This is a genomic window from Pseudomonas sp. FSL R10-1350 (assembly GCF_009600525.1).
Classification (GTDB): domain Bacteria; phylum Pseudomonadota; class Gammaproteobacteria; order Pseudomonadales; family Pseudomonadaceae; genus Aquipseudomonas; species Aquipseudomonas helleri.
On the sequence record NZ_WIVR01000007.1, the window covers coordinates 39,160 to 52,470 of the forward strand.

At 59.1% G+C, this 13,311-nt stretch carries 11 protein-coding genes; 5 read left to right on the forward strand and 6 right to left on the reverse strand.

Annotation, left to right across the window (positions count from 1 at the left end; genetic code table 11):
• Nucleotides 1-334: 334 nt before the first annotated feature.
• Both GHO25_RS05435 and olsB read right to left on the reverse strand, forming a co-directional pair.
• Nucleotides 335-1,123 carry a 1-acyl-sn-glycerol-3-phosphate acyltransferase gene (locus GHO25_RS05435; RefSeq protein WP_153326212.1) on the reverse strand — a complete coding sequence of 263 codons (789 nt, stop codon included), beginning with the start codon at nt 1,121-1,123 and terminating at the stop codon, nt 335-337.
• Nucleotides 1,123-1,878 (reverse strand): L-ornithine N(alpha)-acyltransferase, encoded by a 756-nt coding sequence (olsB, locus tag GHO25_RS05440; RefSeq protein WP_153326213.1) that lies wholly within the window; start codon nt 1,876-1,878, stop codon nt 1,123-1,125. Before olsB ends, GHO25_RS05435 begins: the two co-directional genes overlap by 1 nt.
• Before the next feature lie 226 nt (nt 1,879-2,104).
• Here olsB and GHO25_RS05445 point away from each other — a divergent pair, with 226 nt between their 5' ends.
• The 4 genes from GHO25_RS05445 to GHO25_RS05460 all read left to right on the forward strand — a co-directional run bounded on the left by GHO25_RS05445 (nt 2,105) and on the right by GHO25_RS05460 (nt 6,002).
• Nucleotides 2,105-2,695: a YceI family protein gene (locus tag GHO25_RS05445; protein WP_048368049.1), complete on the forward strand. Its 591-nt coding sequence runs from the start codon at nt 2,105-2,107 to the stop codon at nt 2,693-2,695.
• Nucleotide 2,696: 1 nt separating this feature from the next.
• Nucleotides 2,697-3,854, forward strand: a complete 1,158-nt coding sequence (locus tag GHO25_RS05450) for a phosphatidylserine/phosphatidylglycerophosphate/cardiolipin synthase family protein (RefSeq protein ID WP_153390090.1) — start codon at nt 2,697-2,699, stop codon at nt 3,852-3,854.
• A gap of 147 nt (nt 3,855-4,001) precedes the next feature.
• Complete coding sequence (locus tag GHO25_RS05455; RefSeq protein WP_048368046.1) at nt 4,002-4,637, forward strand: LysE family translocator; 636 nt, start codon at nt 4,002-4,004, stop codon at nt 4,635-4,637.
• 84 nt (nt 4,638-4,721) lie between these two features.
• Nucleotides 4,722-6,002, forward strand: coding sequence for a diguanylate cyclase domain-containing protein (locus GHO25_RS05460; protein ID WP_153390091.1), 1,281 nt, complete (start codon nt 4,722-4,724; stop codon nt 6,000-6,002).
• Nucleotides 6,003-6,065: 63 nt separating this feature from the next.
• Here the strand turns inward: GHO25_RS05460 and GHO25_RS05465 are convergent, their stop codons facing one another.
• The 3 genes from GHO25_RS05465 to GHO25_RS05475 are packed head-to-tail and all read right to left on the reverse strand — an operon-like array spanning nt 6,066 to nt 9,944.
• On the reverse strand, nt 6,066-7,184 hold the full coding sequence (locus GHO25_RS05465) for a mandelate racemase/muconate lactonizing enzyme family protein (protein WP_153390092.1): 1,119 nt from the start codon (nt 7,182-7,184) through the stop codon (nt 6,066-6,068).
• A gap of 16 nt (nt 7,185-7,200) precedes the next feature.
• Nucleotides 7,201-8,322 carry a mandelate racemase/muconate lactonizing enzyme family protein gene (locus tag GHO25_RS05470; RefSeq protein WP_153390093.1) on the reverse strand — a complete coding sequence of 374 codons (1,122 nt, stop codon included), beginning with the start codon at nt 8,320-8,322 and terminating at the stop codon, nt 7,201-7,203.
• Nucleotides 8,319-9,944: a BCCT family transporter gene (locus GHO25_RS05475; RefSeq protein ID WP_153390094.1), complete on the reverse strand. Its 1,626-nt coding sequence runs from the start codon at nt 9,942-9,944 to the stop codon at nt 8,319-8,321. The genes GHO25_RS05470 and GHO25_RS05475 overlap by 4 nt, the downstream gene beginning before the upstream one ends.
• A 123-nt stretch (nt 9,945-10,067) precedes the next feature.
• On the opposite strand from GHO25_RS05475, the gene GHO25_RS05480 reads away from it, so the two are divergent.
• Nucleotides 10,068-10,955: a LysR substrate-binding domain-containing protein gene (locus tag GHO25_RS05480; RefSeq protein ID WP_153390095.1), complete on the forward strand. Its 888-nt coding sequence runs from the start codon at nt 10,068-10,070 to the stop codon at nt 10,953-10,955.
• Nucleotides 10,956-11,006: 51 nt separating this feature from the next.
• Here GHO25_RS05480 and GHO25_RS05485 read toward each other — a convergent pair whose 3' ends face one another.
• Nucleotides 11,007-13,265 carry a TonB-dependent siderophore receptor gene (locus GHO25_RS05485; RefSeq protein WP_218581066.1) on the reverse strand — a complete coding sequence of 753 codons (2,259 nt, stop codon included), beginning with the start codon at nt 13,263-13,265 and terminating at the stop codon, nt 11,007-11,009.
• Between the last annotated feature and the right edge of the window lie 46 nt (nt 13,266-13,311).

The following is a 13,311-nucleotide window of genomic DNA, read 5'->3' on the forward strand; positions in this document are numbered from 1 at the left end:
CCGGACGTAGCCTCGCAAAGCTCGTCAACTGCTACGAGGTTTCGCAATACATCTGTAGGAGCGAGCTTGCATCGCGATCTTTTGATCTTTCGCAGCCTTCGTGCCTCGTCAGCGACTACAGGCGGGCGCGGTAAAAGCGTAGTAGCCGCCGCAGGCTGCGATCTACGGCCGCTGCGCGCCCGGACGTAGCCTCGCAAAGCTCGTCAACTGCTACAGGGGTGCGCGATAACCTGTAGGAGCGAGCTTGCCTCGCGATCTTTTGATCTTTCGCAGCCTTCGTCCCTCGTCAGCGACTACAGGTTGTACGCAATACACCTTTAGGAGCGAGAGTCGGCTAAGCCGCCGCCGGCTCGCACTCAGTCTGCGGACGGGTTTGCGGTGCTCCGCTGACCACTTGGCGAATCGCTTCCTGCGCTTTGAACGCCAGCATTGCGCGTTCTTGCTGCTCACATGCAATCGGCTCCAGCAGGTGTATCTCAACCTGTGCCTGCTCGTGAGCAAACAAACGCAGCAAATGCGAGAGCAAGTCGTCATCGCCAATAAACGGTGCGATCGGGTCGCTCTCGCCATTGCGCAAATAACGAATCGCCACCGGTTGCAACGCCACGTCACTGTCTATCGCCGCTGACAACAAACGGCCATGGAAGGTGCGTACTGAACGCCCGTCGGTGGTCGTGCCTTCCGGGAACATCAACAACGGATGCTGTTGCTGCAAATGACAACTCATCTGCTCGCGAATGGTTTGGCTGTCACCCGCGCCCCTGCGGATAAACAGGCTACCGGCCTGGTCCGCCAGCCAACCCGCCACAGGCCAGCTGCGCACTTCGGCCTTGGACAGAAAAGACAGCGGCGTCAGTTGCCCGAGCAAGGCAATGTCGGTCCACGACACATGATTACTGACCCACAACATCGGTGTGACAGGTCGCTCGCCAACCACGGTGACTTGAAACGGCAGGGCATTGCTCAGCCGCTTCATGAAGAACTGTGTCCAGCGTTGGCGCCGATCCATGGCGCTGTTCAGGTGCAACCGATGGAGCAGGGCGAAAATACTCGCCATGCCCAATCCCAGGCTGACCACCGCCAACACCCGAACCACTCGCCCATACAGGCGCAGGCGGTTCATTACATGGCTGCCTTGAAGTGGCGTGCATAGCGCGGGCACAGTTCGTCGCGCTTGAGCAGGATAAAGACGTCAGCGACCTGGAAATCTTCGTCCCAGCACGGCTCACCACAAATCTTCGCGCCCAGTCGCATGTAGGCTTTGAGCAACGGGGGCATTTCGGTGATGACGTTCGCCGGAACGTCCAGCGCGGGCAGCGGGTTTTTTGGTTCGGCGCGCAAATGTTCAGTGCACAGGTAACGCTCGCGCAGACGCTGCATGATCGCCTGGGCCTGAATGCCACCGTCTTGCATCGGGATGCTCGCGCAACCCATCAGGTAGTGGTAATCGCCCTGGTTAAGGACTTCAGCCAACTCGCCCCACAGCACGGCGATGGTGCCGCCATTGCGGTAGGCCGGATCGACACAGGTGCGGCCGATTTCAAGAATCGGGCCTTGCAGGTGCGCCAGGCCGTGAAGGCTGAATTCTTCTTCGCTGTAAAAATGACCGATGTTTCGTGCTGCGCTGTGATCCAGCAAGCGAGTGGTTGCCACCAGCAGGCCGGTGTTGAGGTCGCGGACCCCGATGTGTTCGCAATGCGCATCGTAGTCGTCGATGTCCAGGCCACAGTCGGCGCTTTTCAGTTTGGCGTTCAGCTCGCCACTGAAAACCCGGAAGCGCAAGGCTTGCGCCTCACGCAAGGCCTCTGGGCCAAGCAAGCGTTCAGCCTGCAGTCGGCGTTCTTGAGCGGTGTCGCGGATACGGGCGATCTGGGCCATTGCGAATCTCCGTGCAGGCTTCAAGCCCGCCTTGTCGACTGAGGTGTGCAATCTCAGGCTAGGGAGCGCCAGTGTCATGACCATGACAATTGAGTGATGCTTGTATGACAGCGTCCGGCCAAGGAACTGGCGCGATGGACGAGTGCTCTAAAGCGGAGTAAAAAAATATGCCCGGACGGCGCTAAAGCACTCACACTAGAGGCCGTTTACCTGCCGATGAGTTTTTATGTTCAAGACGTTTTTATCCGCCGCTGGTGCGTTGCTATTAACCCTCGGGGTGAGCCTGTCGGCTCAGGCCAGTTGGTACCTGGACGGTGAGTCATCACGGCTTTCATTTATCACCACGCAAAATGCCAATGTCGCGAACAAGCACCGCTTTCTGGTCTTGCACGGCAAAGTCGACCGCAAGGGCCACGCGCAATTGCGGATTGAAATGGACTCGGTCAACAGCGCGGTGCCTTTGCGCGATGAGCGCATGCGTGACCAGTTGTTCGACTTCAAGCATTTCCCCGAGGCGCAAATCACCGCGCAAATCAATCTGCAGCCCATCAACGAGCTGGCGCCGGGTGCTCAAGTGGAATTGCGCCTGCCGGTCACCGTGAGCCTGCGTGGCAAACAGCACACCTATGAGGCCGAGTTGCTGGCGACGCGGCTGGATGAACAGCGCTTCCAGGTTGTAACCCTCGAACCGTTGATGCTTCAGGCTGAAGATTTTGGCTTGCAGCCAGAGCTCGAAACCTTGCGTAAATCCGCCGGCTTGTCGGCTATCAGCTTTTCAGTACCGGTGAACGCGGTGCTGATTTTCACGGCTCGCTAAGATGGCGGGCGCGGTGTTCCCTTGGCACGGCGCCAACCAATTCAAGTTACTGATCGATGGCCCGCAGTTTTTCCCGCAGATGCTAGCGGCTATCGATCAGGCACAGGACCACATTGATCTGGAGTTTTATCTGGTCGAGGCCGGGCAGTGCGCTGAAGTCACGGTCCAGGCGCTGGAGCGCGCCGCGTTGCGTGAGGTGCGGGTGCGCTGCCTGTTCGATGCCTATGGCAGCCTGGCGTTTACCGAAGCCTTGCGCCTCAGGCTGCTGGCAGCGGGCGTGGAGCTTCGCTTTTACAACCCGCTGAGCTGGCGCCGGGGGCTGAACAATCTGTACCGCGATCACCGCAAGCTGTTGCTGGTGGACCAGCAATTGGCGGTGGTAGGCGGGACGGGTATTACCGATGAGTTTTGGCAGCCTGCGCAAAACGTATGCGACTGGCACGAGGTGATGGTGCAGATTGAGGGGCCGCTGGTGCAGGACTGGCAGATGCTGTTTGAGCGCCAATGGCGCGCCAACATCAGCCGCAAAGCCTGGAAGCCTGCCACCCACTTTGGCCTCGCGCGATTGCCCAAGGCGCCTCAACAGGGCCAGGGCCTGGGCCGAGTGGCCTATGCCGATGCCCATCAGCACCGCGACATTCTGCAATCGCTGGTGCGGGCCATTAACAGCGCCCAGCACAGCATCTGGCTGGCCACGCCTTACTTTCTACCCACCTGGAGTGTGCGGCGCTCGCTGCGTCGCGCGGCCAATCGCGGGGTCGATGTGCGGTTGCTATTGACCGGCCCCCGCACCGATCACCCGTCCGTGCGTTACGCCGGGCATCGTTACTACCCGCGGTTGCTCAAGTCCGGGGTGCAGATATTTGAATATCAGCCGTGCTTTCTGCACCTGAAAATGGTCCTGGTCGACGACTGGGTGAGCATTGGCTCGTGCAACTTTGACCACTGGAATCTACGTTTTAACCTTGAGGCCAACCTGGAAGCCATCGACCCGACGCTGAGCAAAGCCGTGGCGGCCAGCTTTATGAACGACTTCGCGCAAAGCCTGCCGATCACCTTGCAAGCCTGGCAGTCCCGGCCATTGTGGGGGCGGGTCAAACAGCGTATCTGGGGCTGGGTTGACCGGGTGGTGGTCAACGTTTTGGGGCGCCGCCGTTAAGGGTTACCGCCTGAATGCCGAGGCTGTTTGAAGAAAGCAGGGCATTTTGTTGAACACGCGGTTACATAACGCTGCAGAACGTGCAAAATCGAACGACTTCACCGGCGACTGGACAGCGTGAAGTCTGAATTTTTTGGAGCGTTGTGCATGACTTCTTCATTGTGGCTGGCCGTGCTGGCGTCGGGCTTTATCTATGGCATTACTCCGGGCCCGGGTGTCCTGGCTGTGTTCGGCATTGGCGCAGCCCGTGGGCGTCGTGCGGGGGCCGGCTTCCTGTGCGGGCATTTGCTGGGTGATGTGATTTGGTGCAGCACGGCGTTGATTGCGATTGTCGGCGCGCGGGAGTTTGGCAGCACTGCATTCAACGTATTGGGCTTGATCAGCGGCCTTTACCTGTTCTGGCTGGGCCTGCGCGCCGTGCGTGCCAAACGCAGCAGCGTGGCCGAGGAAGGCCCGGCCCGAAAGCCGTTTGCCCACGGTATTTTCTTTGGCCTGACCAACCCCAAAGCCTACCCGGTGGCCGTGGCGACCTTCACCGCGCTGCTGTCCGGGCGTGCTGAACTGCTCACCTGGAGCATGCTGCCCTGGCTCATCGCCCTGAGCTTTGTCGGCGGCGCACTGGCGTATGTGATCTTGATCGGCATCGTCGGCGCGGGTCATGTCCGTGCGCTGTATCAACGCCATCAATTGCTGATTACACGTTTGTGTGGCGTGATGTTTATCGGCTTTGCCATCAGCGCGCTGGCGCATGCCTTGCCAGGGCTGGTGGGCAGCAACAAGTAACGTGATCTGCCGGGAGTGCAGTCATGGGGCAACACAGGGATAGGGATGGATGTTCACGTTTAATCTCGAGGCATCGAGGGCTTTATGGACATCAAAAGATACCTGTCTCAAGCCAGTTTTATTGATCAGTTGCTGGATGCGGTCTGCGTCGTGGACCGCAAGTACCACATTGTTTATGTCAGCGCGGCCTGCCTGCGTATTTTTGGCTATGAGCAGGACGAACTGATCGGCCGTTGCATTATCGATCTGGTTTACCCGGCTGACCGTGAACGCACCGTGCATGCTGCCAATGACGTCAGGGAGGGCGACCCCCTGCCGAATTTCGAGAACCGTTATCTACGCAAAGACGGCAGTGTCATACATATTTTGTGGTCTGCGCGCTGGTCAGAAGACTATCGGCTGCACATCGCGGTGGCCCGTGACATTACTGAGCGCAAACTGGCCGAGTCCCGTCAGTTGGCGCTGTTTGCCATCTCCGAAGCCGCCCATGGGGCAGGGGATTTGCTGGAGTTGTTCAAGCGCGTTCACGCGTTGATCGGTCAGTGGCTGCCAGCAATAAACTTTTCGGTCGCACTGTGTGATCAACCGGATGGTTTGTTGAGTTTTCCTTATCGGGTTGCAGAGCACGGGGATTGGCCGCTGGACGAGGTGACGCGGCTGAGCCAGGAGGTCATCCGCAGTGAGCAGATGCTACTGCACGCCGAGCAGGGTTCAGCGTCGTGGCTGGGCGCCCCGTTGGTAGCGCAAAACGGCATTATCGGTGCGGTGCTGGTCAAGAGCTCATTGGGCAGTGAACCCTATACCGAGGCGCACAAAGAGCTGCTGCAGTTCGTATCCGCCCAGATTGCAGCGGCCATTGAAAGAAAAAAACTCCACGCTCACCTGCAGTTTTTGGCGCAGCACGATGCACTGACCGGCTTGCCCAATCGCGAGTTTCTGTACGAACGTTTAAACAGCGCGCTGGCCCGGGCCAAACGCGAGCAGCAATATCTGGCAGTGCTGTATGTCGATCTGGATGACTTCAAACGGATCAATGACAGTTACGGGCATGGCGTTGGCGACGTGTTGCTGCAACACGTGGCGCTGCGCTTAAAAGCCTGTGTGCGCGAAAGCGACACCGTGGCCAGAATGAGTGGCGACGAGTTTGTAGTGGTGCTTGAAAACCTCAAACGGCCAGAAGACGGGTCGATCGTCGCCGAGAACATCCGCACTGAATTGAGCCAGCCCCTGTTGATTGAAAGGCAGACACTCAACACCCTCCCCAGCATCGGCATCGCCGTTTACCCCGAACATGGCGATGACGCCCGGCAACTGCTGCACCAGGCCGACACGGCCATGTACAGCGTGAAAAAAAGCAGCCGTTAACCCCTGCGCCTCGCGATCTTTTTAAACACCCAAAGATCGCGAAGCTCGCTCCTGCACATTGCTTTATTGCTTGAGGTGTATGTCTGCACACCGCTCGATCTGGGCCCAGTCGATTTCAAGGCCTAAACCCGCATAGCCCGGTGCGGTGACTTGCCCGCGTGGATTGGTGCGGATCGGGTTGGCTGTGGAAAATTCGAACAGCTCATATTCGCACGCCTGCTCGAAGTAGCTGCTGGTTGGCTGCCCGAGCATCAGGTGCAGGTTGGCAGCTTGTGCAAGCGCATGGCCCCAGCTTTGCAGTTCGACCTGAATGCCATTGGCGGCGGCGTTATGGATGATTTTAAGCGCGGGTGTAATGCCGCCGCAGGTCATCACGTCAACCCGTACCCGGCTCCAGCAGTGTTGCCGGACGGCAAAGGCCACCAATCGATAGTCGGTAATGGCATTGCCGGCCGCCAGCACCGGCACATTCAGCCGCTCCGTCAGTTGCTGATAGCCGGCGAGGTCATAGTCATCCAGCGGCGCTTCAAACCAGGCGTAACCCAGCTCACCCAGTACCCGGCCCACTCTCAACGCCGCGTTCAGGTCATAACGCTGTTCTACATCCAGCATCAGCGCCAGGCCTTTATCGGCATGTGCATGCTGCACCTGTTCAATCATCTCCAGGTCCCGTGCCGGGTCGCACCAGCAGTGAAACTTGATTGCCCGATAGCCTCGCTCGGCCAGTTGTTGCACGGCCTCGACATAAGCGTGCGGCGTCGCCAGCACCGGAGTGCTGGCATAAGCGTCAATATGCTCGCGGTAACCGCCGAGCAGTTTGAACAAGGGCTGCCCGGCCGCTTGTGCGGCAATATCCCACAACGCAACATCAATCAGGGCCTGAGCTTGCGCCGAACGCGCATACGCCTTGGGATGAAAGTGCAGCCACAGTGCTTCGCGATCCAGTGCTGAGCGGCCGATCAGATCCGGGATCATGTCGCGCAGCGTTTCAGCCAGTACAGCATCGCGATGATGCGAGGTGTAAGCATCCGTGGCCGCGCTGCCCACCACACCATCACGGGTGGTGATACGAATAAACGTATGCGTGGTGCACGGCTCGGGTTGTTCCGGGGTCCAGGTAGAGCCGCGTACCGGCGGCGTGCAGGCAAAGACTTCAACGTGTTCAATGATCAGATTCGTCATGTCTCATCTCCTGGATTCAGCGGTGAACGCGGTAGCGCTCAATCATGGCCTCGTCCAGCACCACGCCCAGTCCGGGTGTATCGGGCACAGGGACCTGGCCGTCATGCAGTGGCAACAGGTTTTTCACCAACCCCCGGAACAGCGGGCTGTCACTTTGTGAGTACTCGATCAGTTCACCGAACTCGCTGGCGGCGAGAAAGTGCACCGTGGCCGCCAGCAAAATTCCGGTGCTGAAACCGTGAGGGACCAATTGCGCGCCATTCAGTTGTGCCAGCTCGTAGATGTGGCGCATCTCGCTGATACCGCCGCAGCGGGTAATGTCGGGCTGAATGATCGCGGGCCTTGATGCTTCGAGGAAGTGACGGAATTCATGGCGTGTGGCCAAGCCTTCGCCGCCGGATATGCGCATGCCCGAGCGCTCAGCCAGATACGCCAAGCCGCGCGTATCGTCGGAGGGCAGGGGCTCTTCGATCCAGTTCAGATCGAACTCACGCAATGCATCACATTGCGCCAGTGCGTGCGGATAGTTTCGCCAACGGCCCACCAGGTCGATTTGCAGTTGCACGTCCTCACCGATTTCTTCCCGGATGACTCGCAGCAATGCCTGGTCTTTGCGCAGGTCCTCGCCAAACCCGGCGCCACCCAACTTGATGCTGCGCAAACCCTGGGCCAGCAACCCCCGCACAAGTTCACGGTTACCGGCTTCGTCGGGCCTTGGAATAAACGTGCCGTAAGCCGGGATGTGCTCACGGTATTTTCCGCCCAGCAACGTGTGCACCGGCACGCCGTAATGCTGTCCGGCAAGATCCCAGAGTGCGATGTCCAGCGCACTGATCGCATGAATCGCCGCCCCGCGGCGGCCCATGTATTCGGATTGGCGGTACATCTTCTTCCACAAACGGTCGATTTCCAGCGGGTTTTCGCCCAGCAGTATGTCGCGCAATCCCTGGCAGGTTTCGTGGGAGGCCGGAGTTTCGATCAAGGCTTTGACCACCGCCGGGGAACTGTCGGTTTCCCCGACACCGATCAGCCCGGTGTCGGTATGGATGCGTACGATCAACGCATCCTCACCCCATTCGCAGGGTTGATCGAGCGCAGGCACGCGCAACCAGATGGCTTCTACATCTATGATTTTCATGGCTGTGTTTCCAGAGTCGGTGCAGCACTGTGGCGTTGGTGGGCACGGGCGGCGCTTGCTTGGGCGGCATCCATGGTGGACAGGCGTTCGCTCTGTTCTTCAATCAGACTGGCGGGCATGGCGGCATAGTCTTCACGCAGCCATTTCAACAGGCCCCAGATTTTTACGAACAGGATAAAAATGAACGGGATGGCGGTCAGGATCACCGCTGTTTTCAAGGTGTTGAGTGAGGCGTTGATGTACAGCATCGCCAGTGGCAACGCGGCTAGCAGCAGGCACCAGAACAAACGCAGTGACGGCGCCGGGTCCTGGCCTTCGCGCAGATTGCGGGTGCTGGTTGCGGCAACGGTGTAGGCCACGGCGTCGAGGTGCGAGGCCAGGAAAACCAGCATCAACACGAAGTAGATGACCGACAGTACTTTGCCAAAAGGCAGGCTGTTCAACAGTAGCGAGACTGCCGCTTCGCCACCGGCACCGCTGAGCATGGCGGGCGCGTTGACCACATCGGTGATGAACTGGTGAATGGCAAAACTCTGCAGGCTGCCGAAGAAGAACCAGCACCCGCCGCAGCCCCCGAGGATCATGGCCATGACCACTTCCTTGATTGTGCGGCCCTTGGACACACGGGTGACGAAAATGGCCACGCCCGGCGCATAAGTGATCCAGTACAGCCAATAAAACACCGTCCAGCCGCGAGCAAATTCGCCGTTACCGGTTGGATCCGTGGCCAGGCTCATGTGGATGAAATTTTGCAGTGTCAGGCCAATAGCGTTGGCGGTGTTATTGATGCTGAACAGGGTTGGCCCAAGCAGCAATACAACCAGAGCGAAAAGCATGGTCATGCCGCAGGCCAGCTTGGCCAGGCGCTGCATGCCGGAGCTGATGCCGATCCAGGAACTGAGCGAGAACACCACGGTGACTAACATCACCAGACAGGCCTTGAGCAAAAAGCCGTCAGTCAGGCCGGTCAGATCGGACAGCCCTTTAGCCACGGTCGACGCGGTGAGGGTGGTGGTCAGGACCAGCCCGCCGAAGGTGGCAAACAGGAAGATCAGGTCGATGATTCGTCCCACCGGACCATGGGCCTTGAAGCCGGTAATCGCCTCAATAATGCCCGCCAGGCTCAGGCCTTTGTTTTTGCGGACATGGAAGTGATACGCCATCGCCAGCGAGGCAATGCCGTAGATCGCCCAAGGGGTGATGCCCCAGTGAAAGAACGAGTACGCGATGCTCATTTCCAGTGCTTGCTTACTGGCGGAGGCAATGTCCAGGCCCGGTGTGAGGTAGTAATACGCCCACTCCATAAAGGCCCAGTACATGGTTGCCGAGCCGAGCCCTGCGCAAATGAACATGAAGATCCAACTGGTGTTTTTGTACTCCGGTTTGCCTTCGCCCAAGCGGATGTTGCCGTACTTGCTGAAGGCCAGACCGACGATCAGGATGACGCAGACAAACCCCAGCACTTGCACCAGCGTGCCGAAGGTCATGGTGGCGGAAGTGAACAGATGATCGGCCAGCACTTTGGCCTGATCGGGAAACATCATCAGGCCGATAACCGTCAGCGAAATCACCGCGATACTGGTGAAAATCAGGGTTAGGTCTTTCTGCGTGTTTTGCAGCATATTGAGTCCCAACTATTGTAATTATTGGATAGGCCCCCTTTATTTTCGGGGTCTGCGGCTAATGTAGGCAGGCTCTCGCGCAGAGAGAATCGCGATTTAGTAATGGACTGATAACGACCTCTTATGAATAAGTTCACAGAGCGTTTGCCCCATCTCACGTTATTGCTGGCCTTTAAAACAGTGGCCGAGCAGGGCAGCTTTACGCGCGCGGCGAATCTGCTGCACTTGTCGCAGTCGGCGGTCAGCCAGCAGGTTGTGAAGCTGGAAGAGGTACTGGGGGTGCCCTTGTTTGTGCGCTCCACGCGCACCGTCACGCTGACCAAGGCGGGGGCAGCATTGCTGAGTGATATTCGCGGGCCTTTTGAGCAATTGGTTGGCGCGTTCGAAAAGTGTGCCCGGCAAGCAGCACCGCCGGTGTTGTACATCGAGGCGGAGCCGGTGATGAGTGCGTTTTGGCTGACGCCTCGGCTTAAACACTTCACTCGGCGTTTTCCGGCGCTGCATATTCAGCAGTTGCTCAGTACTCAGCGGGTCGAGTTTCCCGACGAAGTCGAGTTGGCCATCAAGTGGGGGACCTCTGATTGGCCCGGTTTTGAGGCCGAGTACTTGATGGGGCTTAACTATGTACCTGTGTGTTCACCTGCGCTGGCGCAAGCCATCCATATACCGGCCGACCTGGCAAGTCAGCCGTTGTTGCACGACCGGCATTACCACGATTGGGAGAGCTGGCTGGCGCTTTACCCGCAGGCGGATTTGCATGTGCGCACCGGGCATGTGGTGACGGACTCCAACGTGCTGGCGCAACTGGCGATCGAGGGGCATGGCGTGGCTTTGTGTGCCATCGAACTGTGCGAGCGGGCCGTGCGCAATGGAGAGTTGGTGATTCCGTTTCCTCACCTGAGCATGCGGCACAAGCTCGCTTATTACTTGCTGACGCAGCGGCAAAAAGGCGTCAGCGAAATGACCCGTCAGTTCATTGAGTGGATCAAGGGTGAAGCGCAAGGCCATTGATCCTCCAACACTGGCGTGTGAACGTGGGTGACGTTCACACGCCACTCCCGGTTAGAACTTGAACGTTACGCCCAACTCGGCACTGCGGGGTGCTCCCAGAAACACCTGCGTCGATGAATAGCCGGAATACTCACCATAGAACGCGTTGGTGAGGTTGCGGCCGCGCAAGGTCACGGTGGCGTTTTTCAGCTCATAACTGATCGATGCATCCAGCGTGGTGTGGCCCTCCACAAAATAGGTGTTGGCCGTGTCGGTGTAGAACCCGCTGGCGTGCTTGACGAAAGCCCCAAGCGTCACTGGCAAGGTGTTCAAACGGTACAGCACGGCGGCATTGGCGGTGGTGTGCGGGACGTTGACCGGGTGGTTGCCGGAGCGATCCGCGCCGCCCGCTTCGATCAGTTCGTCGTAGCGCGCATCCACCAGCGAAACCCCCAGATCGAGCTGCAGTTGCGAGGTCAATTGGGTCGATGTGCTCAGTTCCATGCCCTTGGAAACCTGGCTGCCCCCTTGAATGGTCAGCGTCGCGTCGTTGGGGTCGCGGGTCAGAATGTCATTGAGACGAATCCAGTACAGCGAGCCCAGCACCGTGGTACGCCCGTCAAAGGCACTGGCCTTGAAGCCGACTTCCACTGAACGCCCTTTGGACAGGTCGAAGCCGCCATTGGCGGTCGAGATCAGCAGCAAGGACGACACCGGTGTCACGGCCGTTGAGTACTGAGCGTAAAGCTGCACGTCAGGCGTCAGGTTATACACCGTGCCCATGCGCCATGAAAACGGCCGGTAGGTCGGGTTGAATGACTGCCGGGTGCCCAGGTTGAGATCGGTGATGGCACGACGCAGGTCGATGTCTTCGTAGCGCACGCCGCCGACCCATAACCAGTCGGGTGTCAGGTTGAAGGCGTCTTCGGCAAACAGCGCGGTGGTGTCCATATTGGACTGATACACCACGTTGTTACCGGCGCCGGGCCAGTTGTTGCTGTCGCTGGACGGGAAGCTGCCGACATCCGGGTTGTGCGGGTCAACCGAAGTAGTGGTGCCGTTTTGTCGGGGGTTGCTGAAGCGGGTGTAGTTAAATTCGCCACCGACCGTAAACCGGTTACGGAAATCGCCCAGCAGCGTGTCGTTGGTCGCGCTCAAGCGTTCGCTCCAGAACTGATGATCGTGGCTGATGCGCTGGTCGGTGCGGTCCAGCAGTCCGGTGCTGCGGTTGTAGGTTTGCTCGCCCGAGAGAAAGAAATCTCGCCTTGCGGTGTAGTAACTGGCCAGGTTGTTGAGCGACCAGTCATCGTTGAGGCGGTAATCCGTGGTCCAGCGCAACGCAGTACTGCGGGCCCCAGAGTGCGCGCCGTCCGGGCTGTAGTTCAGGTAGCGGGCCGATTTGTCGATGACCAGGCCATAAGGGTTTTTGACGATACCGCTGGCGTGGCCCGCCGCGGAAGCGGCCACCAAGGGCGAGCCTTGGTAGGCCGAGTCGTAGGAATCGTCGAAATGGTCGATGGCAAACAGCATCGACAGGTCGTCATTGGGGGTGTAGAGCAGGCTGCCCGTCAGGCCCAAAGCGCTGGTGTTCTGATGATCGATGTCGTACAGGCTGTCGGAACTCAGCGAACTGATGTCCGCCCGCACGGCCACGGTGTCGGACAGCGGCTGGTTGACCCCGATCGCGGCACGCCGGGTGTTGAAACTGCCAGCACTGAACATACCGTCCACGTGCTGGCCATCCAGGCTGGCCTTGCGCGTAATCATGTTCACCGCGCCGCCCAGCGCGCCTTCGCCAGACAACACCGAAGACGGGCCCTTGAGCACTTCGACACGCTCGTAGTTCCAGGTGTCGACATCACGGGTGACAAGGGTCGAGGACGCCACGCGCACGCCGTCTTGCATCACATTAATTGCACTGCCACTGAAGCCGCGCATTGTCAGTACGGCCGGGTTGCCCGGGACGTTGCCGACCGTGGCGCCGTTGATGTCGGAAAACACCTCTTTGGTGGTGCGTAGGCCTTTGACCTGCATGTCTTGCTGAGTTTTGACCTCGACCGTGGCCGGGGTTTCGCGGGCGGTGAGGCCCAGTCGGCTGCCGGTGGTGTTCTGCTCATCCAGGTGCAGCGGGTCCTGCAGCGGGGAGAGCGCGGTGGCGTTGACCTGTAACGCCTCGAGGACCACGGGTGTGGGGGCGTCGGCCAGGGCCGGGAGTTGCCAAATGCTGGCGCTGGCCAGCAGCAACGGTTTGATCGGCAAGCCGGTACGTTTCAACAGGGCGAGCAAGTGCCCTGACGCCACAGGCGCCATTTTTACAATGTGTTCAGACATGTTTTCACCACAAAGCCGCGCGCACACGCACTGCGCGCCGGCATAA

What these genes read in the sequence shown, in the direction of transcription:
- GHO25_RS05470 (WP_153390093.1), bottom strand. Translation starts at nt 8,322, where the DNA reads ATGAAAATCATAGATGTAGAAGCCATCTGGTTGCGCGTGCCTGCGCTC.
- GHO25_RS05450 (WP_153390090.1), top strand. Translation starts at nt 2,697, where the DNA reads ATGGCGGGCGCGGTGTTCCCTTGGCACGGCGCCAACCAATTCAAGTTA.
- GHO25_RS05480 (WP_153390095.1), top strand. Translation starts at nt 10,068, where the DNA reads ATGAATAAGTTCACAGAGCGTTTGCCCCATCTCACGTTATTGCTGGCC.
- GHO25_RS05445 (WP_048368049.1), top strand. Translation starts at nt 2,105, where the DNA reads ATGTTCAAGACGTTTTTATCCGCCGCTGGTGCGTTGCTATTAACCCTC.
- GHO25_RS05460 (WP_153390091.1), top strand. Translation starts at nt 4,722, where the DNA reads ATGGACATCAAAAGATACCTGTCTCAAGCCAGTTTTATTGATCAGTTG.
- GHO25_RS05475 (WP_153390094.1), bottom strand. Translation starts at nt 9,944, where the DNA reads ATGCTGCAAAACACGCAGAAAGACCTAACCCTGATTTTCACCAGTATC.
- olsB (WP_153326213.1), bottom strand. Translation starts at nt 1,878, where the DNA reads ATGGCCCAGATCGCCCGTATCCGCGACACCGCTCAAGAACGCCGACTG.
- GHO25_RS05485 (WP_218581066.1), bottom strand. Translation starts at nt 13,265, where the DNA reads ATGTCTGAACACATTGTAAAAATGGCGCCTGTGGCGTCAGGGCACTTG.
- GHO25_RS05435 (WP_153326212.1), bottom strand. Translation starts at nt 1,123, where the DNA reads ATGAACCGCCTGCGCCTGTATGGGCGAGTGGTTCGGGTGTTGGCGGTG.
- GHO25_RS05455 (WP_048368046.1), top strand. Translation starts at nt 4,002, where the DNA reads ATGACTTCTTCATTGTGGCTGGCCGTGCTGGCGTCGGGCTTTATCTAT.
- GHO25_RS05465 (WP_153390092.1), bottom strand. Translation starts at nt 7,184, where the DNA reads ATGACGAATCTGATCATTGAACACGTTGAAGTCTTTGCCTGCACGCCG.